Below are 22368 nucleotides of genomic sequence, written 5' to 3' on the forward strand. Positions count from 1 at the left end.
TGTTTCAGGATCGTCGTCGACTTCAATTACCAGCCGCGCCCAGTCTCCAGTCGCGCCACGAATCATCATAGCGGTTGCTGGGCAGCGCGCCACGCCAACCCGCTCAAATGACATCGGCGAAGCCTTTGCGTGTCCTCTGGAACCACGCAAACCCGACGCAGGCAATCAGCACGGCGACTACCGAGTAAGTGGCCCATTGTTCCCATTGCGGCGGCCTGCCCCAGAACAACACGTCGCGAACCATCTCCACCGGCAGCGTCAGCGGGTTTGCCTGCAAGGCGACCTGGTAGTTTTGCGGAAGCGTCGAGCGAGGGTAGAAGATCGGCGACAGGAACAGCATCGCGGTGACGACGATGCCGATGAACTGGCCGATATCGCGCAGGTAAACGTTTATCGAGGCGAGAAACCAGGAGATACCCAGCGTCAGCAATATCAGCGGCAACAGCACCAATGGCAGCAGCAGCGCGGTTATCGGGGGAAGGCCGAACAGAAGCACATAAAAAAGCAGCCATGCCAGCACGCTGATAGCCATGTGGAACAGCGCTGCGCCGAGCGATACGAGGGGCAGGGTTTCCAATGGGAACACGATCTTCTTGACGTAATTGGTATTGGCCAGCACCAGGCCCGGCGCGCGGGTCAGGCATTCGGAGAACAGGTTGAAAACCAGCAGGCCGGCGAACAGCACCAGGGCAAATTCACTTTTGGATTCGCCGCCGCCGGACCACCGAGCCTTGAAGACGACACTGAACACGAAGGTATAGACCACGAGCATGAAAACCGGCGTGAAGAACGACCAAAGGATACCGAGCATCGAACCTTTGTAACGACCGGTCACTTCCCGGCGGATCAACACGTAGATCAGGATCCGATTGATCAAGACGCTCTTGATCATGGCAGCAGGAGAAATACTGAACGACTGCATGGGTGCTTGGTCCTCAAGACAATATCAATTGCTCCTTGGGTTGGGTCTCATGAAGGTTAGACCAAATCGGCTTCATTCAAAGTTTTTTATTCCATCTGTGCTTAACTCATTCGTAGCACCCAGCGAAGGACGGATTCAGTAGCGCCGCAATAGGGTCGTGATTCATGGAAGGGTTTTGCCGATGTCGTTTGAAGTGGCCATCAGTGCCGAGAACCTGAGCAAGTGTTATCAGATTTACGAGGCGCCCAAGGACCGTCTGTTGCAGATGCTGGTGCGCGGCAGGAAGCGTTTCTACCGCGAGTTCTGGGCCCTGGACGATGTTTCCCTGACCATCGCCAAGGGGGAGACCGTCGGCATCATCGGCCGTAACGGCAGTGGCAAATCCACCCTGTTGCAACTGATCTGCGGAACGTTGACGCCGACCCGGGGAAGCGTCCGCGGGCATGGCCGGATTGCGGCGTTGCTTGAGCTGGGGTCCGGTTTCAACCCGGAGTTCACCGGCCGCGAAAACGTCTATGTGAATGCGGCGGTGCTGGGCTTGAGTCGCGCGGAGATCGACGCTCGGTTCGAAGACATCATCGCCTTCGCCAACATCGGCGACTTTATCGACCAGCCCACCAAGATCTACTCCAGCGGGATGCTGGTGAGGCTCGCTTTCGCCGTTTCGGTTTGTGTGGAGCCGGAGATCCTGATCGTCGATGAGGCTCTTTCCGTCGGCGATACATCCTTTCAATTCAAATGCCTGAATCGGCTCGAAGAGCTGGCGGCCAAAGGCACGACGCTGCTGTTCGTCTCCCATGACATGAGCATGGTCAAGCGCTTCTGCCACCGGGTGATCTATCTGCGCGGCGGGCGGGTCGTCGCCAGCGGATCGCCCGATGAAATGGCCGAGTTGCACTTGCTCGACATGCGTGATGAGCAACGGCGCTGGGCCAGTGGCGGTGCCACACAGGTGACGCGCAAGCCGTTCATGGGTGGCCAGGAGGGGATCGCCTTCGGGACCGAAGAGGGGCACATCAGCGCTGCCTGCTTCACCAATACCCAACAGCCTTGCTCCAGTTACCTGTATGGCGATGACATCGAGATCCGCGTCGAGGTGGTGCTGCATGAATCGATCACGCAACCCAACATCAGTTTCACTGTGCAGGAGGCAAGGCTGCTGGTGATTGGCGGCGGCAACTTCGCGCTGTCACCGGGCCCGGCCGAAAACGGCTGGCGGCGGTCGGCGATCACGGTGCGCTTCCCGGCCAACCTCGCCGAGGGACGCTATCATGTCACCCTAAAGCTGTTGCACGGCGCCACGGAAGAGACCTCGCAGTTGATCGAGAAACAGGTCGCGCCATTAGCGTTCGATATGTTGCCAAACCACAGGAATTTTCTGGGCATGGTCGACCTGGGATTGCAGCGGGTCGGCTCGCGAGCGGTTGAGACGCTTGCCGAGGCTTGTCGGACTCAAGGAGAGGAAACGATGACGGAACACCCGGACGAGCACACATGGCAGGTTGCGATATGTGGCACTTTTGATGTCGAGAATTACGGCGACCTGCTGTTTCCGATCATTGCCGAGGCGGAGTTGGCCCGGCGCTTGGGTCGAGTCGAGCTGCATCGGTTTTCCTACCATGAAAAAAAACCACCTGAGTGGCCCTACGCGGTAACGTCGCTGACGGAGCTTCCCCATGTCGCGGCCCGCCTGGATGGCGTCTTGATCGGCGGCGGTTTCCTGATTCGATTCGATAAAGTCGTTGCCCACGGCTATGGTCCGACAACGCCCGATATTCATCACCCGACCGGCTATTGGCTGACGCCTGCGCTGATCGCGCTGCAGCACGCGATTCCGGTGATCTGGAACGCCCCCGGGATGCACTGCAACGGTGTCCCCGATTGGGCCAGGCCATTGTTGACGATGGCCCTGGAGCAAAGCCAGTACGTGAGGGTTCGTGATGCACTGACGCGCGACACCCTTGGCGCGCTCACCCAGCGCGCCGAGATCGAGGTGCTGCCCGATACCGCGTTCGGCTTGCCCCGCTTGATCGACGAGCAGCAGCCCTGCGCTGAGTTCATTCGCCTGCGCGAGAGCGCTGGGCTGACGGGGCCCTATATCGTGATCCACGCCATCCACGTGGTGGAGTCCTTCGTAAAACTGTTCGAAGACCACCCCGAGGCGTTCCAGGATTATCAGTTCCTGGTGGTGCCGATAGGTCCGGTGTTGGGTGACGATCCGTCCGTCATTGCCGCGCGCCTGCCCGGGGCCATTACCTTGGCGGTCTGGCCAGAACCGTTGCTGATGGCAGAGATTATCAGCCAGGCGCAAGCGGTGATCGGCCATAGCTACCACTTGGCGATCACCGCCCTGGCGTTTGGCGTCCCGGTGTTTTGCTCGGCGGACCTGACCACGGGCAAGTACACGGCACTGGCGGGGTTCGACTCGCTTCATGCCTTGCCGGAGGCTGGGACGATCGACCCGCAATGGTTCGTTTCGCGCGTCGGCAAGACCCGTCCATCGCCGGCGGCGCTCGAGGCGGCGGATCGGTTGGTCGAGCACTGGGATCGGGTCGCGACGATCATTCGCCAGGGTAAAACCTCATCCCAACCTGCATTGGGCGCGTTTATGCAGCACCTGCCCAATCTGCTCGAAGCCGCCGTCCAGGGACATGAACCGTTGGCGGTTGAGTCGACGGCAAGCCACATCGTACCGGAGCCGGGCATCATCGAGCCGGCGCCAGACCTCGCTGCGCAGGACCTGGCCCAGCAACATCGGATAGTCCAGCTCAGCCAGCAGTTGGCCCTCAGTGACGCCAGGATGCTTGAGCTGCAGAATTCCAATTCGTTCCGAATGACCGCGCCACTGCGTTCCATCGCCCGTGGTATCAGAAACCTGACAGCGAACAGGAACAGACAATGCTAGATATCTCTCGTCTCACGCGTGCGGCGCTCAAAGCTCACCCGTACTCATGGGCGCAAATTGACGGCCTGTATTCGGCCGAGGATGCAACGGCGTTGGCGGCATCCTTTCCCCACGATCATTTCAAGACCGTGAGCGGATATGGTGGCGAAAAAAACTATGACTACGAGGCCCGCGCCCTGGTGGGCATGGGCACCAACGCGATTGCCTTCCCGCAGGAGCTGAGCGAAGCGTGGTTGCGGCTGGCGCGGGATCTTGGCTCGGCCGGCTATCGAGAAGCCATGTCGGAAATGACCGGGATCGATCTGCGTACCGTGCCCATGGAGGTCAACGTTTTTCATTACGGTCCCGGTGCGAGCCTCGGGGCCCATCCGGACCTGCCGGATAAACTGGTCACCCATATCCTGTATTTCAACGAGTCCTGGGACCGCAACGACGGCGGTTGCCTGAACATCCTGCATCGCAACGATCCCACTGCCGTGGCGGCCGAGATTGAACCGCTGGTGGGCAATTCGGCGGTTCTGGTGCGCTCGGATAATTCCTGGCATGCGGTCACTCCCGTGGTGAGCGGTTGCCATGCTTCCCGCCGTAGCCTGACGGCTACGTTCTATCGACCAGGGTCAGTCAGTTCCATGTGGCCGCCCGGCGACAACACACCGCTGCATGGGTACCCACGTGCTTGAGCTCGACCGAACCTTGATCGACCGCGACGCCGCGTTGGCCCAAAGAGACGCGGCCATCAATGAGCGCGACACTGCCTTGGCAAAAGTCGAGTTCCTGCAAAACACCCGTTCGTGGCGTTTCACCCGGCCACTGCGCTCGCTTTTCCGTGTGATGCGTTATGGTTTTGGCGCAGCAACGCAGGAACTTCCCGAACCCGCCGCCGCACTTGTCTACCCGGCGGCACCGGAGCCGTTGCCGAACGTTGAGGCGCAACCGGATTTCGCCACTCAAGGGCGCCTGGATATTCTCTGCTTCGCCAACATCGATTGGGCCGCACGCTTCCAGCGACCCCAGCAGTTGATGAGTCAGTTTGCGAACCATGGTCATCGGGTTTTCTACATCGTCCCCTCCAGTGTGCCGGAGCAGGGAGAGCCCTATCGGTTGACGTCAGTGGCGCCCAATGTCTTTGAAGTTGCACTGCAACGAGGGGCGCAAGAGGCGTATTACGAAAAAACAGTGACACCTGAAAATCATCAGGCGTTATCAGGTGCCTTGGCTGCGCTGATTGCCGATATGCGCATCAGGACCGCGCTCACAGTGGTGCATATAGCCTACTGGAGTCCCGTGGTGCTCAGCCTGCGTGCCGAACGTGGCTGGCGCGTCCTCTACGATTGCATGGATGACTGGGATGGTTTCCCGAACATCGGCGAACAGCTGCTGGACGAGGAAAAGACCTTGATCGCCCAGGCGGACGTCGTCACTGTTTCCGCCGCGCTGCTACACCAGAAATGGTCCGCCCATAACCCTCGTTGCGTGCTGGTGCGAAATGCCGTGGATTTCGCTTTTTTTCGCCAGCACTGTTTTAGCAACGATGTGCTGAGCGGGCTTTGCGGCCCGGTTATCGGGTACTACGGCGCCCTGGCGCAATGGCTCGATTACCCATTGCTGGCGGCGTTGGCGGACAGGCGCCCAGGGTGGAATTTCATTCTGGTGGGAGATGTTTTCGTCGAGGACATGGCGGGCCTGGAGCACAAGCCCAATGTGCAATTGCTGGGCCGCAAGCCTTACTCGCAAATGCCGCTTTACCTGGATCATTTCGATGCCTGCCTGATTCCCTTCAGGCTCTATAACGTGACGCATGCGGTTGATCCGGTGAAATTCTATGAGTACATCAGCGCAGGCAAACCGGTGATCTCCACGCCACTGGCGGAGATGAGCCTTTATGAAGACCTGCTGTACTTCGCAACCGGTGTCGATGAGTTCATCGAGCAGATCGAACGGGCCTTGGCCGAGCGCGACCTGGCCCTGTTCAAGCGACGTGTGGAACTCGCCCGGGCCAACGATTGGAAGGACCGCTACAACAGCATGCAACAGGCTATTGTCGGGCTGTACGAAAAAGTCTCCATCGTCGTGGTGACGTACAACAACCTCAACCTGACGGTTCAATGCGTAAACAGTATTTTGCGCAATACCGCCTGGCCCAACTACCAGCTCATCGTCGTCGACAACGGCTCGGAGGACGGCACGAGGGAGTATCTGGAGCGTCTGAGTCGAGAGGTGCCGACGACAAAAGTTATCCTCAATCCTGACAATCGGGGCTTTGCCGCGGCCAACAATCAGGGCTTGCGCGAAGCCGATGGTGACGTGTTGCTGCTGCTCAATAACGACACGGTAGTGCCTGACGGCTGGCTGGATCCGTTGGTCATGCATTTGAGGGATTCGAGCATCGGCTTGGTCGGGCCGGTCACGAACACGGTCGGAAACGAAGCGAAAATTGAAATTTCCTACAGCGATATTCAACACATGCAGGCGTTTGCAGACCGTCACACCCAAGCTCACACCGGACAGTCGTTCGATATCCCGATGCTCGCAATGTTCTGTGTGGCATTTCGCCGAGGCATCCTCGACGAGGTGGGGTATCTGGATGAAGCATTCGGTATCGGAATGTTCGAAGACGATGACTACAGCCGTCGCGTGCAGGCGGCGGGCTATCGCACCGTCTGTGCCGAAGATGCGTTCGTTCATCACTACGGGCAGGCGTCCTTCAGGAAGCTGATCGCCAGTGGTGAGTACCAAGCCCTTTGGGATAAGAACCAGGCGTACTACGAAAGCAAATGGGGCGCTTGGCAGGCCCATGTTCATCGCCCAGGCAAGTCCTCATCCATCAAATGAAATGCCCTGGGAGCAAAGCCAAGCCGATCACGGGCATTCGAGTGGTCAAACACCAGGTCCTGATTCATCCGCGCCACCAATGCGCTTGAAAGGTGTCGGTAGCGGGGCAGGCAGCGCAGGATCGAAACGCCCAGGCTCACCGCTCCGGCGGGAAGAGGCAATGTTCGCGCCGGGCGTCCCATGGCCTGGAATATCCGGCCCACCATCGTGTGGTAAGGCAGCGTTTCTCCTCCCGAAAGGTTGTAGGCGCCACTGGACAGCCCCGGCACGCTCAAGGCGCCCAGGCACGCCTGGATTACGTCCGCACCATGCACCGGTTGGCGCAACCCAGTCGCGCCGCCAATGAGCGGGAAAAATCCAAAGCGTTGGATGAAGCGCGCTATCTCTGAAATATTCTTGTCGGCGCCAAAGCCATAGATCAGGGTCGGTCGCAGGACCACCCATTCGATCCGCCGTTCGGTCGCCCACTGTTCCAACTGTTCTTCTGCGTTTATCAAGCGTTGCGCGACGTCCTTCTCCCGAACGTCAGGCGATGCTTGCTTGGCAAAGCGGCTCGTGGAGGACAGGGCCACAACACGTTTGACGCCGGTGCTGGCAAGACGCTCTAGATAATCGGGCAACACCCAAAGAGGAGCAAAGGATAGGAAAGTGTCCAGCGTCAGTCCGTGCCAGTCGCCGGTTTTTCGCCACGTCACACCGGGGCAGGGCGGCTTTGGCGGGCTTCGGGTGAATGATGTCGTCGAGTGGCCGGCCTGTGTCAGCAATGGCAATGCGCGCTCGCCCAGGAAGCTGGAGCCGCCCAATAGTCCTATCCGCACTTGAGCTCTCTTACCGTGGATTCCAGGTTTGTCCAAGCCGGTTAGTCGCGTGGCGAAGCACCACCAGGCCGAATCGAAGCCAGACCCCGATGATCACGCTGACCCATAGGACGGTTGGGTACTTGCGACGGAAAAACTTGCGATAGAAACGCAGGAACCCCAGGTGTTTGTGCCACTCGACGAAATAGGGACGGTGACGGCTGCAGCCGCCGAAGACGTGCATTACCCGGGCATCCGGCACGAACAGAACGCGCCAGCCGGCCTGATGGAACCGCATGCACCAATCCAAGTCCTCGCAATGAAGAAAATAATCCTCATCCCAAAGCCCGACGCTTTCGATCGCTTCGCGCTTGACCAGCATGCAAGCCCCGGAAATGGCCTCGACGGCAACCGGAACGCGGGGCAGCGGATCCTTGTGCAGTAAAAAATCGGACAGCACCGATGGGAAAAGAGCCGAGAGCCGCGAAAGGCCGAAGGCCCGCATGAAAGCTCGCCTGGGCGTTGGAAACACCCTGCGCCCACCCGCTTGCTCGCTGCCGTCCGGATTGCACAGGAAGCCGCCGACCATGCCGATCCCCGGTGAGCTGCGCAGTGCCTGCAGCATGCGGTCTATGGCATCGGCGGCGAGCTCGGTGTCCGGGTTCAGGAAAAGCAGATTGGACGCCTCCGACAGGCGGGCACCTTGGTTGCACGCCGCAGCGAAGCCGAGGTTGGTGGCATTACGGACAATCTGAAGCGAGCCGGTCGCAGCGTCGATTCGCGCAAGCAGCATCAAGCTGTCATCGCGGGAGTCGTTGTCCACCACGATCACCTTGGAGGCACCGGCCGCAAACGCCGACCTGACACTCGCCAGCAAAAGGTCGCCGGCATTGTAGTTGACGATAATCACGTCACACTCGCTGTGTGGCGATGGCTTGGCCCATTCATCTATAGCGAGCAGTTCCACTGCTTCCGACATCATCACTCCATGAAGACCTGGATACGAAATAGATCGCAACTACTCAGGTCTTTATTGACGATAGCAGTTCCATTAACTTCGACCAGTTTCGTCTTGGGCCGTCAGGTAAACAGGCTTATCGCCCCGGTAAGCAACGACAAGCCCGTCATCAGAAGCGAAAGCAGCACCGCCCACTTGATCGTGCTTTTCTGGAAGTCGCCGAGGTCTCGATTGACCGAACGTGAATCGCTGACGTGGGATGACCTGACCGAGGTGGACTACATCAGCCTGGCGCAAGGCAGCGGCAACCGCTTTCTGATCGACCAGGCCCTGGCCAATCGCGATGTCCGGCCCCGGTCGTTCTGTGAAGTCAAGCACGCGCCCGCTGATGGATCCGGCGATCAGCCGGACCTTGGGATTGATATCACGTCGCGGGCGAACATTGTCGCCCGTCGCGCAGTTGCTTTTCGACCTGCTGATAGCGATCAAGAAGTAACGATCTGCTGCGATACGCCGCACATATGGGAATTCCGGGCCCAGGCCCGGGGCCTTGCCAGGTTCGAGCGTCGCGCTTGGCGAAGATGCTCCAGCGGTCTGCATAAGCCATCTGAAAAATAATCGAGCGACCTTGTCGATTTCGCCTGCCCCCATTCGATTAGTCATGGAGCCCTCTCACGGACGGCTCAACAGTCCTCTACTCTAAGGAGATTCGAGCATGCGATTTATGGTTATCGTCAAGGCCAGTCCGGAATCGGAAGCCGGGGAAATGCCCAGCGCGCAACTGCTGGCCGCCATGGGCGCTTACAACGAAGAGTTGGTCAAGGCCGGGGTGATGCTCGCCGGTGAAGGCCTGCATCCCAGTGCCCAGGGCGTGCGCGTGCGCTTTTCTGGTAAGGACCGGAGCGTCGTCAAGGGCCCCTTCGCTGAAACCAGGGAGCTGATCGCCGGTTTCTGGATCTTCCAGGTCAGTTCATTGCAGGAGGCCATCGACTGGGTCAAGCGTTGCCCGAACCCGATGGTCAGCGATAGTGAAATCGAGATTCGCCAGATCTTCGAAGCCGAGGAATTTGGCGAGTCCTTTACCCCCGAGTTGCGCGAGCAGGAAGATCGCTTGCGGGCTCAGATGTCTGGTCAACAATGAAACGGTGACAGGAGAAAAGCACCATGAAAATCATTCCGTACCTGACCTTCGACGGCCGCTGCAAGGAAGCCTTTGCGTTGTACAAGGAGGTGCTTGGCGGCGAACTGTTTTCCATGTCCTTCGCCGACGCGCCAGAGGACGTGGGCATGCCCAAGGACCCAAACCTGATCATGCACGCCTGCCTGACGGTCGGCGATTTCAGCCTGATGGCTTCCGACTGCTCGCCTTGCCAGCCGTTCAGCAAGCCGCAGGGCGTGTCGGTTTCCCTCAACGTCGACAGCGCGCAGGAGGCTGAGCGACTCTTCAAAGGCTTGAGCGAGGGCGGCCAGGTACAAATGCCATTGGCGCAGACATTCTGGGCTGAACGTTTTGCGATGTTCGAAGACCGTTTCGGAGTGGCCTGGATGGTCAATTTCGAAGGGCGGAAATAAACCGGGTCGCGTGCAGCCAAAAAAACCACTCGACTGAGTGGTTTTTGCTGTGCGGACTTTATGTTTTCAAGTTGAAGCCGTCGTGGTGTAAGCCCCCCGCGTCAAAGCTTCCCAGCCCAAACCTCGGGTTTGCGTCCAGCCCAAGGCAACACACCCTCCAGCTGTCCCGCCAGACGCAGCAACCTGTCTTCCCGACCAAAACCCGCCGAGAACTGCATGCCGATTGGCAGGCCGGTATGCGGATCGAACGCCAGTGGCATGGACATGGCAGGGGACCCTGTCACGTTTGCCAATGCGGTGAACGGCGAATGGCTGAAGACCCGATCCATCCAGCCCCTGCCATCTAGGAACTCCTGGCCTTCGTTATAGTGGCCAATGGCAGGAGGCAGCGCTGGCAGTGTCGGGCTCATCAAGATGTCGAAGTTGCAGAAAAAGCTGCCCATGCTGCGAGTGACGAGGTTCCTTGAATGCATGGCCCCAAGCAGATCGATGGCAGTGAGTTCACTGCCCATTCGATGCAGCGAAAGCGTGGCGGGCTCCAGTGTGCTGTCATCGACGGGCCGGCCGGTTGCCGCTGCGATGGCATTGATCCAGGCTGCGGTGTTGGCTGACCAGAAGCGGGCATTCATTTCAACGAAGGCGTCCCAGCTCAGGCCGATGTCCAGGCGGATCTCTTCCACACGGTGCCCCAGGCCTTCGAGCTGGGCGGCAACCTGGCGAGTGGCTGTCGCGACCGGCTCGGCGCAGCGAGTGCCGTTCAGCGGATGCGGGAGCAGGCCGATGCGCAGTGACCCGGGGGCGCGATTCAATTCGGATAGATAGGGCTGCTGCGGCCTGGCGATCTCAAAGGGATCACCCAGGGCGGCGCCCTCGATGGCATCCAGTAAAGCAGCGCTGTCACGCACGGTTCGACTGATGACACCGTGCACCGCAAGCCCGGCCCATACTTCGTCCACCGCCGGGCCCATCGCAATCCTGCCCCGGCTGGGCTTGAGCCCGAATAGTCCGGTGGCGGCGGCGGGTACGCGGATAGAGCCGCCGCCATCGGTGGCGTGCGCCGCCGGTACGAGGCCGGCGGCTACAGCGGCGGCCGAACCACCGCTTGACCCGCCTGCGCTGCGACTCAGATCCCACGGGTTGCGTGTCGGCCCTGGAAATACGGCTTCGGTGGTGGTGCTGGCCGCCAGTTCCGGCGTGTTGGTCCTGCCGAGGGTCACCAGTCCCGCTTGGCGCAAGCGCGTCATCAGGGTGGAGTCTTCGTCGGCGATGCATCCGGCGGCCAAGCGACTGCCCAGCTCATTCAGACGCCCTTTGGCGGTCAGTCCGAGGTCCTTGACCAGGAACGGCACGCCCTTGAACGGCCCGGACGGAGCCTCGGGTTCAGTTTCCCAAACCTCTACCAGCCCATTGATTTTCGGGTTGAGCTGTTCGATAGCGGACAAGGCCGCGGCCCGGACTTCATCTTGGGTGACGTGACCGTTGGCGATCAGCTCAGCCAGGCCCAGTGCATCGTATTCGGCGTATTCAGCGCTTTTCATCACATTTCTCCGAGCCAATTGCCTGGCAAAAGCGTTATGATTTACTCGTCGGTATCGAGTGATACTGATTGGTATAGTAAGATACCGTCGAGTATCGATGTCAAGCGGAGAGCATCATGCGGCCCGAACGTATTCCCCAGTTAGCCCCCAAAGAAAGGATTCTCGATGCTGCCGAGGCGCTGTTTTTCAGCGAGGGCATCAGTCGGGTGACGGTGGATGCCATCGCGGCGAAGGCCAAGTCGACCAAGATGACGGTGTACCGGCATTTCGATTCGAAAGACGCGCTGGTGCTTGAATGGCTACGTTTGCTCGTCGAGAAATATGCCGAGGTCTTCGAGGCGCTGTCGGCGCAACACATCGACGATCCCAAGGCGCAGATTCTCGGGTTTGCCGAGTTCATCGCCCACGACCTTTCGGCGTCGTCATACAGGGGCTGTCCATTCACCAATTCGCTGGCGGAAATACCCGAGCCGGCCAATCCCGCCCGCGTTCTGATCGAGGAACATAAAAAGCGTCAGTTCTTGCGATTGGTCGCGCTCTGTGAAGAGGCTGGCCTGCCCGAGCCGGACGAAGTGGCAATGGAGCTCACGTACCTGATGGAAGGGGCCCAGGTCGTTGCGCAGAACAAAAGCATCGAGGACGTCGGCGCAAACCTCATGACGATGGTTCGGAAAAAAATTGCTGGATAAACCGAGAGACATGACAGCGTGAAAAGAATCATTCGAGTCGATGATCTCCAAGTATTCGTGACCACGACGGATGCCGGAAGCTTTTCAGCGGCAGCACGGTTGCTGGACATCTCTCCGGCATTGGCCAGCGTCGCGGTGCAACGACTCGAGGCCAGCCTGGGGGTGAGGTTGTTCGTGCGGTCCACCAGGCGGCTGCGTTTGTCGGATGACGGCGAGCGGTACCTGAGCCACGCGCGGCAGGCGCTGGAGGCCTTGGAAAATGGGGAGCTTGCCCTGGCCCAGGGGCGCGATGAAATTTCCGGGACGCTGCGCTTGTCCATGCCCTCGGACATCGGCCGCAACCTGCTTCTGCCATGGCTGGATGAGTTCCAGCAGTTGCATCCCAAGGTCCTGTTGCAGTTGCGCGTCAGCGACCAGGTGGCTGATCTGTTTACCGAACACCTGGATGCGAGCATTCGTTATGGCCAGTTGGCTGATTCAAGTCTCGTGTCCCTGGCGCTCGCGCCGTCCAACAGACGGACGGTGTGTGCCTCGCCCGACTACATTGCACGTCATGGCCGCCCAGAAACACCCGGCGAGCTGAGCAGGCATAATTGCCTTCGTTATGTGATGGGCGAGCAGACCTTCGAACGCTGGAGTTTCCAGACGCCGCAGGGGGTGGAAACCGTCCAGGTGCTGGGCAACCGCATCAGCGATGACGCTGACATCGTCAGGCGTTGGGGGGTGTCGGGACTTGGCGTCGTCTACAAATCCAAGCTCGATGTGATGGACGATATCCGCAGCGGGCGCCTGGTGGAAATCTTCCCGCCGGACTATGGCCAGCCCGCGCCGCTGCAACTGGTGTGCGCCCACCGGACCTCGCTGACGCCGGCGGTCCAGGTGTTGAGGGCGTTCCTGGTGGCGCGTTTAGAGCGTTACATCAGCGGGTGAGCGACCGCGCTGCAGCGCATGCCCTGGCTACCGAACGGCCATGGTATGCGCTTCGCGGCCGCCGGCCCCGGACAATCAGGTCAGCCCTGGTCCTCGACGCGTAACAACACCCGGGTCACCCGCCGCTCTTCCACCTCGACGACCGTCATGCTCCATTGCTCCCAACGCAGGCTATCGCCGATGATGGGCAGACGGTCCAGCAAGCTCATCACCAAGCCGGCGAGCGTTTGGTAGTCCTCCGTCGCTTTCGCCTGGAAGCCGATATGTTCGCGGACCTGGCTGAGATTCAGGGCGCCGCTGACCAAAAAACCTCCCTCCTGGGCAACGATGTTCGGACCCTCGATTTCACTGGCATCGGGCAGTTCCCCGGCGATGGACTCGAGAATGTCAGTCATGGTCAACAGGCCGACGAAATCACCGAACTCGTTCACCACGAAGGCGATGTGGGTTGACTCCTTACGCATTTGTTCCAGTGCGTTGAGGATCGTGAAACTGTCCAGCAGGTTGATGGCCTTGCGCGCCATGGTTTCCAGATTCGGCGGGTTGCCCGCCAGCATTTCCTTAAGCAGCTCTTTCTTGTGGACGAAGCCCAGGGGTTCGTCCACGCGACCTTCGCGGATCAACGGCAAGCGTGAATACGACGAATGCATCAGTGTCGTACGTATTTCTTGCGCAGTGTTCGCCAGGTCAAGGTGATCGATCTGCGCGCGATGAGTCATCACGCTGCGTATCGGGCGCTCCGCCAATTGCAGCACGCCACTGATCATCACCCGTTCCCGTCGATGGAAAACCTGTTCGGGTTCTTCGCCGGCCAACATGTCGGCTATTTCCTCGCCGACCTCGTCGGGGCCGAGCTTCTGGCCGCCCAGCAAGCGCATCACCGCGTGGGCGGTACGCTCGCGCATCGGCCGCAGACCCTGCAGGCTTTTCTTGCGCCGCGAGCGTGCCAACTGGTTGAACAATTCGATCAGGATCGAGAAGCCAATCGCGGCGTACAGATAGCCCTTCGGAATGTGGAAGCCCAATCCTTCGGCGGTGAGGCTGAAGCCAATCATCATCAGGAAGCCCAGGCAGAGCATGATGACGGTCGGATGACTGTTGACGAAGTGGGTCAGCGGCTTGCTCGCGATCATCATCAAGCCGATGGAGAAAATCACCGCGATCATCATGACCGACAGGTGCTCCACCATGCCCACGGCGGTAATCACCGCATCCAGGGAAAAAACCGCGTCCAGCACCACGATCTGCGCGACGATGGGCCAGAACAACGCATAGGCAGCATTGCCGGAGCGTTGCGCCACGTGGCCTTCGAGGCGCTCATGCAGTTCCATGGTTGCCTTGAACAACAGGAACACACCGCCGAACAGCATGATCAAGTCTCGGCCCGAGAACGTCTTGCCGAAGATTTCGAACAGCGGGTTGGTCAGGGTCACCATCCACGAAATGCTCGCCAGCAGGCCCAGGCGCATCAGCAATGCCAGGGACAAGCCGATGACACGGGCACGGTCGCGTTGTTCGGGGGGAAGTTTATCGGCCAGGATGGCGATGAAGACAAGGTTATCGATGCCGAGCACCAGCTCCAGCACGATCAACGTCAGTAGGCCCAGCCAGGCCGTGGGATCAACGATCCATTCCATGGTTTATTTGCTCCCTCGACCGGTCAGTGCGAGGGCAAGAGGCTGCGACGAGCCTGCCCAGGGCGCGGCGACGGGGGAGAGGCGGTTGTTCGTTGAACGGCGACTGGGGGGTTCCTGAAGGGTTTTCATACAGACCTGAGGTTAAATGGGGAAGAAATCCTACAATGGTTTCCAGCGTTTCCCACGAGACGATTTATTACAGGATCTGACGAAGCAACGGCGAAGCGCAGCAAACCGTGTGGTTTTCATGGCGGGTCGGGCCAACGTCAAACTAGCGAAATAAGTGCACGGCCAAGCCAACAAGCCCACAGCCGAGCAATACCTGGATCACGCCACGCTTGAAGCGAAACAACGCAATCGCCGCCCCGATCGCTATCAACGCCGAAGGCCAGTCGAGGCTGCCGCTGAACCCGGTTGGCCAGAGCACGTGGTAACCAAAGAAACACGCCAGGTTGAGGATGACCCCGACCACCGCCGCGGTGATGGCGGTCAGCGGCGCGGTGAACTTGAGCGCGTTGTGAGTCGATTCCACCAACGGCCCGCCCGCGAGAATGAACAGGAAGGAGGGCAGGAAGGTGAACCACGTCACCAACGCTGCCGCAACGGCACCGGCCAGGAACACTTGATCGGCGCCAAACACTTGCGAGACATACGCCCCGATGAAACCTACGAAAGCCACGACCATGATCAGCGGCCCGGGGGTGGTTTCGCCGAGCGCAAGGCCGTCGATCATTTGAGTCGGAGTCAACCAGCCGTAATGGCTGACCGCGCCTTGGTAAACATAGGGAAGCACCGCATACGCACCACCGAAGGTCAGCAGCGCGGCCTTGGTAAAGAACCAACTCATCTGGGTCAGCGTGCCTTCCCAACCAAACAGCGCGGTCAGGGCGGCCATTGGCAAGGCCCACAGCACGGCGCCAATCAATCCCAGCAATGCCAGCCTTGGCCAACTGAACCGGGCATGCTCGGGCGTGGGTGTCTCGTCATCGATCAGGGCCGGGCCGAATGACTTGTCGGCGGCGCTGTGCCCACCAACCTGGAATTTTCCTGGTGCCAGGCGGCCAACGATGTAACCGATCAGCGCCGCACCCAGCACAATCAGCGGGAACGGAACATTGAAAGCGAAGATCGCCGTGAACGAGGCGGCGGCGATGGCCCAAAGCCAATTATTCTTCAACGCCCTGGAGCCGATTCGATGCGCCGCCTGCACGACGATCGCGGTCACTGCTGGCTTGATCCCGTAGAACAGGCCGGCCACTACCGGAACTTCACCAAAGGCGATGTACACCCAGGACAAGACGATCAGGATGAAAAGAGAGGGCAATACAAACAGGGCGCCGGCGATTACGCCGCCCCAGGACCGATGCAATAGCCAGCCGATGTAGGTCGCCAACTGCTGGGCCTCCGGCCCGGGAAGCAACATGCAATAGTTGAGGGCATGAAGAAAGCGTCGCTCGGAGATCCAGCGCCGTCGCTCGACCAACTCCTGATGCATGATCGAAATCTGTCCCGCTGGGCCGCCGAAGCTGATGAAGCCCAGCTTCAGCCAGAACCAGAAGGCGACGCGCAAGCTGATCGGTTCAGGTCTCGCAGGATCATTTTCAAGGGCAGATTCGGCAAGCTTGGGGTTCATGGGCGATAGCTTGGAAAAATGAGGATGCCGCTACAGTATCGGCTGCATATGAAATTGAAAGCTATTTGTCGCAAGCCGGTGAAAGGTCATCGCCTCCCACCGGCAGCGGTCATTCAAGCGCCGCCGACGGCCTCGCGAACGAAGTCTTCATAGCTGCGCAACGGACGGCCCAGAATGGCTTGGAGTCGCTCCACCGTTCCTGCCTCGGCTTGCATGCCGAACGCCTGGATACCGGCCATCATCAGGCGCATGTCGTAGGCCAGCCAGCCAGGGCCGAACGACGCCATCTGGGTTTCGAAGGCGGCCACGTCGTCACCGCCATAAACCACCTCCCGGCCCAACGCCGAACCCCAGGTTTGCGCCACGGCTGCGCCAGTCAGGGCCCGGGGGCCGACCAGTTCCAGCGTGAGCCGTTCGAGGGCAGCGGGAGCCCGGTCGCGTCGCAGCAATTCGGCGACGGCGATGTCGGCGATGTCTCGCGCATCGATCATCGAGACCCCGGCCGAGCCGATCGGCATCGGGTATACGCCATAGTCCTGGATGGTCTGCCGGACCATGAGCTCGTTCTGCATGAAATACGCCGGACGCAGGATGGTCGCCGGCATGTCGAGGCTTTCGAGCATGCGCTCCACCGTATGCTTGCCGGTGAAATGCGGGACATTGGTGAACCTGTCGGCATGTATCACCGACAGGTAGACGATGCGCTCGATACCGGCTTCACGCGCCAGGTTGAGTGTGATCAAGGCCTGTGTCACTTCGTCCGGCGTGACGGCGTTGAGTAGAAACAACGTGCGTACTGACGCGAGCGCGGCGCGCATCGAGGCTACGTCGGTCAGGTCGCCAACGACTTCCGTCACGCCAACCGGGAAGTCGCGCTTGCCGGGCTGACGCACCAGGGCCTTCGCTTCGGCGCCTTTCTCGGCAAGTCGTGTGGTGATGAGAGAACCGATGGTGCCCGTGGCGCCGGTGATCAAGATGCTCATGTGAATCTCCTGTCGCTGATATCAAGGAATGGCATTGCAGTGACCAGACGATAGGGCGTTGCGGGGATAAAACGAAGGAGCCAGAATGCAAACACCTCGTTTCAAAAATGGAACAACATGAACCTGAATGCGCTCATTGATTTCGCGCTGGTCGCCACCAACGAAGGATTGGGCAAGGCAAGCCGCGCGAGCGGCCGGTCGAAAGCCACCTTGTCGCGGCGCATCGCCGAATTGGAGGAACAGCTGGGCGTCAGGCTGATCGAGCGTAGCGCCCGTGGCCTCAAGCTTACCGAAGCCGGCGAAATGCTGATTGCCCGGACCGAAGGGCCGCTGGGGGAGGTGATCGAAGCCATGACGGCGACCCAGGAAGGCGTGTCGACGCCTAACGGACGCTTGCGGGTGGCGGCGCCGGTCCTGTTTTCCCAATTGACGATGGGGCGCATTGGCGCGGATTTCTGCGCGGCCTATCCGCAGGTGACGATCGATGTGCGGGCGGAGGACCGCCTGGTGGATCTCGTCGAGGAACAATTCGACGTCGCCATCCGAGTCAACCCAAGCCCGGACAGCAATCTCGTCGGACGTTGCTTCGCCAAGGACCGGTTGGTGGTCGTGGCCGCGCCTGGCGTGGCCAAGCCTGAACCCGGAGCGGTCAGGCCTGTCCCCAGTATCGTGCCTTCCAATTTCCAGCCGACCCACTGGAATCTCGATGATGGGCGCTTGATCCTGGAGCCCATCCCCAAGCTGTGGTTCTCTTCCTACCTGATGATTCGCGACGCCGCGGTCGCCGGTGGGGGCGCCGCGCTGCTTCCGAAATCGATTGCCTGGAATCAATTGGCCCGCGGCGAGTTGGTCCAGTGGGGGATGGTCGCAAGCGCCGAACGACAGTTGTGGGTCCTGCACACCTCCAGGCGCCTGGCGGCGCCGAAGGTTCGCGCGTTTGTGGACTTCCTGTGCGCCCGTTACCCGGATATGTCACTGACACTGGAAGGATAACGGAGCGGTTTGCGCCCACTCAAGGTAAGGGCTGTTCCTTGACCTTGGTTGAAACGACCGCGTCGTAACCGCCCGGGCTCTGCACTTCGTCGGAGACCCATAACCGCTCGCTGCGGCATTTGTATTTCACGCCTTTGCGCGGTGCCATGACTTGCGCGCTTTCAATACACATCTGTCTGGATGCATAGGTCGGCCCGGGGTTTCGCTCTTCCACACAGCCTTCCATGCCACTACAGATCCTCATGACAAGAAAATAGACAGTCATCATCCTAATGTTGCTCCAGCGAGCGATGCGGTTGGTTACGTCCTGTGTCAGCGCGGTTTTAGCGCCTGAACGCACAGCGATCATGAGGCGGATGATGAGCCCGCTCACAAATCTTCAGCAATGGGACATCAGTGCCATCTGTCGGAAAAATGGCGCTTCATATAAAAGTTTTTATAGGGAGGTTTTTGGTGACGGATTGTTGACGTCACGGAGGGCGTCATGTCGCGCTTTTTCCCGTCCCTTGAAGCGATGGCTGGGAAGAGCCACGGGCGGGACAAACGGCCGTTTTGAACGTGTTGCCATGTGCGCTTCGAGCGCCTTCGAACAGATATTTGTACTTGATTTTTTTCTTCGTTAGTTATGCAGGATAAACACGATTAATCATCAAAAGTTATCTTGCGGTAGCCTTCCGAGAGCATTAATTCGCAGGGCTATATGGACAAAATCTGTCCACTTGTCAACGTAATTGCAGCCCCTATTATTGGCGCACTGAGTCGCCAAGAAGAGGGTGTCATGAAGCAGTTATTTGAAGGTTGTGTAAAAGTGATTGTCCCCTGTGGTTCATTGGGAGCGGGTGTACGAGAAGAAGAAATTGCTTATGGGCTGGCGGCGGGGGCGCAAGTAATTGCCACGGACGCGGGTTCAACCGACAGCGGCGCGGCTTATCTTGCCCTTGGCAAATCGAAGAATAACCGAGGCGCGGTCAAGCGCGACCTGACTATTCTGATGAAGGCCCAGGCGCAATCCGGCGTGCCGATTATTGTCGGGACTTCGGGGCAGGCGGGCGGCGATCTGAATCTTGATTGGACGCGTGATATTGCCTTGGAAATTGCCGGGGAGTTGGGTGTGTCACCAAAGATTGCGCTCATTTATTGTGAGCAAGACAAGCAAACCATTAAAAAGCTGAACGCTGAAGGTCGTATCAAACCATTGCCGCCCCACGCCGAGTTGGACGACGCGACAGTGGACGCCTGTGAGCACATTGTCGCTGCCCTAGGGGTTGAACCCTTCCTCGCCGCGCTGGATGCGGGCGCCGATATCATATTGGCCGGCCGTTCGACCGACACAGCCGTCATAGGCTGCTATCCCATTTGGAAAGGCGCGCCATGGGGGCCGTCCTGGCATGCCGGCAAGACAGGTGAATGCGGCGTGCAATGCGCCGTCAACCCGACGCTAGGGTCGGGGATCCTGCTCAGTGTTGACGCGAACGGCTTCGAAGTCGAGCCGTTGAGCCTGGACAACCAGTGCACGCCCCATAGCGTATCGGCCCATATGCTCTACGAAAACAGTGACCCGTTCCGGTTGTTGGAGCCCGGCGGAATCTTGAACGTGGCCCAGGCGCGCTACACCGATTTGAATGGGCGCGCTGTTCGGGTAGAAGGCTCGCAATGGGAGCCGATGCCTTACACCATGAAGTTGGAAGGCGCTGCCGCCGGTTTGTACCAAACCATCATGCTGGTGGGCATCCAGGACCCCGATGTGCTAAAGGACATCGATGGTTTTCATGACCGTTTGCTGGACGCGCTATATAAGAGAACACGTCAGTCGATTCCCGCTGAAGAGTTGGGCGAGTTTCATATTTCCCTGCGCATGTACGGGTGGAATGGCGTGACCGGTGTCAAACCCACAGCCGGAACGTTACCGCCACCGGAAATAGGGATGTTGTTTGTCGCCACGGCTGCAACGCAGGAAATGGCCAATACCATTGCCCAGGCGTGTAATCCGTACTTCTTCCATTATCCAAGCGTGATGGGTAAGGAGTTGCCTTCCTATGGGTTTGCCTTTACACCGGCCGATATACCTCGCGGGCAAATATTCGAGTTCAAGTTGAATCACGTGGTGCAACTTGAGAATCCCCTCGAATTGGTTCGTTTGAAGTGGATTGATCTGTCGGACACCACAATAGCTGTGAAGGAACTTGCACAATGACTAAGTTGCGTGATGTATGCCGGCACGTCCGATCCAAACAAGCGGGGCCGTTCTGGGTTACGTTCGATATCTTTTTCAACGGACGCGAGAATTTCGAACGTTATTCCAATTGCGCGGCACTCTCGCCGGCTCAATTCGCAACGCTCTACGGCACCGACCCGGAACGGGTCAAGCGGATCCCGGTGCCGGATCTGGAAATGGTCAAGATCTCCTATCCCCGTGCGACGCCCCAGGGCGGAATGGTCGAGCGCGACATGCACGCCGGCCAGCAATACGTCCGTCTGCTTGACGTGATCGTCGACTGAGGCCGGGCGCCCGCTCGAGCCTTGATTTGTGTGCCTCATGGACGAGGACCGACCCCCTGTTTACCCGAGGTAACTATGACGGACCCGACCGTTGCGATGCGCCTTGCGCGATATGCCCATGAATTTCGTAGCCAACGCCTGCCCGAAGACATCATCAAACTGGTACGCCAGCGTTTCATCGACAGCCTGGCGTGCATACTGGGCGCCTACGGGAGTGACCCGGTCAAGGCTGCCCTCTGTTACGCCGCTGCAAACACGGCGCAATCATCCAGCGTATTCGGCACCAACCTCAGAACAACGACGGAAATCGCAGCTTTCGCCAACGGCTTGATGGTTCGTTTCCTGGACTACAACGATGGCTACATGGGCCTGGAGCCCGGCCATCCGAGCGATAACATCCCGGCCTGCCTGGCGGTGGCGCAAGCCGAAAACGCATCCGGGGCTGAGTTGGTCTCGGCCATCGTCCTGGCATATGAGATCCAAATGCGCTTGCAGGATGTGGCGAGCCTGAACAAGCGTGGCTGGGACCACGTGAACTACATCAACGTCGCGATGGCGGCGGCGGCTTCCAACTTGATGAAGCTGGACGTGGCGCAGACCGAGCAAGCGATCAACATCGCCCTGAGCGGGCATTTGGCGATGCGGCAAGTGCGCAGCGGGTCGTTGTCCGACTGGAAGGGCTGTTCCGCGGCCAATGCCGCTCGCAACGCGATTTTCGCAGCGCAACTGGCGCGCCATGGCATGACCGGGCCGTCGCCGATCTTCGAAGGCGAGATGGGCTTCTTCAAACAGATTAGCGGACCGTTCGACCTGGACATCAGTCGTTTCGGCACGCCCGGCAACGGCGACTACGCGATACGGCGCTCGCTGACCAAGACGTTTCCCACCAATGGCGAATTGCACACGGCCGTCTGGGCCGCGCTGGATATCCGCAAGCGGATTGACGGTGTGCAGGACATTGCCGCCATTTCAATCGAAACGTCTGAATTCAACCGTCGGGTCCTCGCCGATACCCCAGAGAAATGGCTGCCGAAAACCCGCGAAACGGCTGACCACAGCCTGCCTTACAACGTCGCCCGGGCCTTGCTCGATGGCGATATCACGGTCGGCTCGTACGCCGCAGAAAAGATCGCCGACCCCGCAGTGATTGCCTTGATGAAGAAAGTCAGCGTCGTCGAAGATCCGGCGCTCACCGCGCTGTTTCCGCGGCACCTTGCCAACCGTGTTTGCGTAACCCTGAAATGCGGCGAGCTGGTCGTGAGCGAGATGATCACCGGTCCCGGTTCGGTCGAAACGCCAATGACCGATAGCGACTTCGAGCGCAAGTTCCGGCGCATGGCGATGCCGCATCTCGATGCATCGGCACAGGCTGCGGTGCTTGGATTCGTGGCGGGGCTCGAGCATCAAACCGAGTTCGAGACATTGTTTGCGGCGATGGTTGCCTCCTAGGGTCGCCAGCGCCCCAATGGCATCGCCAACG

Annotated in this window: 19 protein-coding genes and 2 pseudogenes; 12 read left to right on the forward strand and 9 right to left on the reverse strand. The window is 59.5% G+C overall.

The window, feature by feature from the left end; translation table 11 throughout:
- Window positions 1-103 precede the first annotated feature (103 nt).
- Window positions 104-922, reverse strand: coding sequence for an ABC transporter permease (locus J3P90_RS11550; RefSeq protein WP_434676401.1), 819 nt, complete (start codon window positions 920-922; stop codon window positions 104-106).
- A 181-nt stretch (window positions 923-1103) separates the two neighbouring features.
- Here J3P90_RS11550 and J3P90_RS11555 point away from each other — a divergent pair.
- The 4 genes and pseudogenes from J3P90_RS11555 to J3P90_RS11570 all read left to right on the forward strand — a co-directional run.
- A pseudogene (locus J3P90_RS11555) lies at window positions 1104-2360 on the forward strand (ABC transporter ATP-binding protein); the annotation flags it as partial.
- A 153-nt stretch (window positions 2361-2513) separates the two neighbouring features.
- A pseudogene (locus J3P90_RS11560) lies at window positions 2514-3827 on the forward strand (polysaccharide pyruvyl transferase family protein); the annotation flags it as partial.
- Complete coding sequence (locus J3P90_RS11565; RefSeq protein WP_434647836.1) at window positions 3821-4507, forward strand: 2OG-Fe(II) oxygenase; 687 nt, start codon at window positions 3821-3823, stop codon at window positions 4505-4507. The pseudogene J3P90_RS11560 and the gene J3P90_RS11565, both read left to right, overlap by 7 nt.
- Window positions 4500-6659, forward strand: coding sequence for a glycosyltransferase (locus tag J3P90_RS11570; protein ID WP_434676402.1), 2160 nt, complete (start codon window positions 4500-4502; stop codon window positions 6657-6659). Before J3P90_RS11565 ends, J3P90_RS11570 begins: the two co-directional genes overlap by 8 nt.
- Here J3P90_RS11570 and J3P90_RS11575 read toward each other — a convergent pair.
- From J3P90_RS11575 to J3P90_RS11585, 3 genes are all read right to left on the reverse strand, one after another.
- On the reverse strand, window positions 6626-7423 hold the full coding sequence (locus J3P90_RS11575) for an NAD-dependent epimerase/dehydratase family protein (protein WP_434676403.1): 798 nt from the start codon (window positions 7421-7423) through the stop codon (window positions 6626-6628). The two genes, J3P90_RS11570 and J3P90_RS11575, sit on opposite strands and share 34 nt — an antisense overlap.
- 64 nt (window positions 7424-7487) lie before the next feature.
- A complete protein-coding gene (locus J3P90_RS11580) occupies window positions 7488-8435 on the reverse strand; it encodes a glycosyltransferase family 2 protein (RefSeq protein WP_434676404.1) in 948 nt (315 codons plus the stop codon).
- Window positions 8436-8507: 72 nt separating this feature from the next.
- Window positions 8508-9077 carry a hypothetical protein gene (locus tag J3P90_RS11585; protein ID WP_434676405.1) on the reverse strand — a complete coding sequence of 190 codons (570 nt, stop codon included), beginning with the start codon at window positions 9075-9077 and terminating at the stop codon, window positions 8508-8510.
- A gap of 52 nt (window positions 9078-9129) precedes the next feature.
- Here J3P90_RS11585 and J3P90_RS11590 point away from each other — a divergent pair, with 52 nt between their 5' ends.
- Both J3P90_RS11590 and J3P90_RS11595 read left to right on the forward strand, forming a co-directional pair.
- Complete coding sequence (locus tag J3P90_RS11590) at window positions 9130-9555, forward strand: YciI family protein (protein ID WP_434559249.1); 426 nt, start codon at window positions 9130-9132, stop codon at window positions 9553-9555.
- A 23-nt stretch (window positions 9556-9578) separates the two neighbouring features.
- Window positions 9579-9986, forward strand: coding sequence for a VOC family protein (locus J3P90_RS11595; protein ID WP_434676406.1), 408 nt, complete (start codon window positions 9579-9581; stop codon window positions 9984-9986).
- Between the two features lie 101 nt (window positions 9987-10087).
- Here J3P90_RS11595 and J3P90_RS11600 read toward each other — a convergent pair whose 3' ends face one another.
- The gene (locus J3P90_RS11600; RefSeq protein ID WP_434676407.1) at window positions 10088-11524 is read right to left on the reverse strand and encodes an amidase; all 1437 of its coding nucleotides are present in this window, start codon (window positions 11522-11524) and stop codon (window positions 10088-10090) included.
- 116 nt (window positions 11525-11640) lie between these two features.
- Between J3P90_RS11600 and J3P90_RS11605 the strand changes: the two genes are divergently transcribed.
- Both J3P90_RS11605 and J3P90_RS11610 read left to right on the forward strand, forming a co-directional pair.
- A complete protein-coding gene (locus J3P90_RS11605; RefSeq protein ID WP_434559245.1) occupies window positions 11641-12213 on the forward strand; it encodes a TetR/AcrR family transcriptional regulator in 573 nt (190 codons plus the stop codon).
- Between the two features lie 27 nt (window positions 12214-12240).
- The gene (locus J3P90_RS11610) at window positions 12241-13143 is read left to right on the forward strand and encodes a LysR family transcriptional regulator (RefSeq protein WP_420764030.1); all 903 of its coding nucleotides are present in this window, start codon (window positions 12241-12243) and stop codon (window positions 13141-13143) included.
- 80 nt (window positions 13144-13223) lie between these two features.
- Here J3P90_RS11610 and J3P90_RS11615 read toward each other — a convergent pair whose 3' ends face one another.
- The 3 genes from J3P90_RS11615 to J3P90_RS11625 form a co-directional block, all read right to left on the reverse strand.
- Window positions 13224-14780, reverse strand: coding sequence for a TerC family protein (locus tag J3P90_RS11615; protein ID WP_420763674.1), 1557 nt, complete (start codon window positions 14778-14780; stop codon window positions 13224-13226).
- Window positions 14781-15051: 271 nt separating this feature from the next.
- Entirely contained in the window at window positions 15052-16413 is a 1362-nt protein-coding gene (gene chrA / locus J3P90_RS11620) for a chromate efflux transporter (protein ID WP_434676408.1), read from the reverse strand.
- Between the two features lie 113 nt (window positions 16414-16526).
- Window positions 16527-17396, reverse strand: a complete 870-nt coding sequence (locus J3P90_RS11625; RefSeq protein WP_434559239.1) for an NmrA/HSCARG family protein — start codon at window positions 17394-17396, stop codon at window positions 16527-16529.
- A gap of 117 nt (window positions 17397-17513) precedes the next feature.
- Here J3P90_RS11625 and J3P90_RS11630 point away from each other — a divergent pair, with 117 nt between their 5' ends.
- Entirely contained in the window at window positions 17514-18389 is an 876-nt protein-coding gene (locus J3P90_RS11630) for a LysR family transcriptional regulator (RefSeq protein WP_434606115.1), read from the forward strand.
- Between the two features lie 19 nt (window positions 18390-18408).
- Here J3P90_RS11630 and J3P90_RS11635 read toward each other — a convergent pair whose 3' ends face one another.
- Window positions 18409-18762, reverse strand: coding sequence for a hypothetical protein (locus tag J3P90_RS11635; RefSeq protein WP_434676409.1), 354 nt, complete (start codon window positions 18760-18762; stop codon window positions 18409-18411).
- Window positions 18763-19167: 405 nt separating this feature from the next.
- Here J3P90_RS11635 and J3P90_RS11640 point away from each other — a divergent pair, with 405 nt between their 5' ends.
- The 3 genes from J3P90_RS11640 (at window position 19168) to J3P90_RS11650 (ending at window position 22337) form a co-directional block, all read left to right on the forward strand.
- Entirely contained in the window at window positions 19168-20583 is a 1416-nt protein-coding gene (locus J3P90_RS11640; RefSeq protein WP_434676410.1) for an acyclic terpene utilization AtuA family protein, read from the forward strand.
- Window positions 20580-20888, forward strand: coding sequence for a DUF4387 domain-containing protein (locus tag J3P90_RS11645; protein ID WP_420763680.1), 309 nt, complete (start codon window positions 20580-20582; stop codon window positions 20886-20888). Before J3P90_RS11640 ends, J3P90_RS11645 begins: the two co-directional genes overlap by 4 nt.
- A 75-nt stretch (window positions 20889-20963) precedes the next feature.
- Window positions 20964-22337 (forward strand): MmgE/PrpD family protein, encoded by a 1374-nt coding sequence (locus tag J3P90_RS11650; RefSeq protein WP_434606110.1) that lies wholly within the window; start codon window positions 20964-20966, stop codon window positions 22335-22337.
- The last annotated feature ends 31 nt before the right edge of the window (window positions 22338-22368 follow it).

It is taken from the genome of Pseudomonas sp. D3-10 (assembly GCF_051132175.1).
Classification (GTDB): domain Bacteria; phylum Pseudomonadota; class Gammaproteobacteria; order Pseudomonadales; family Pseudomonadaceae; genus Aquipseudomonas.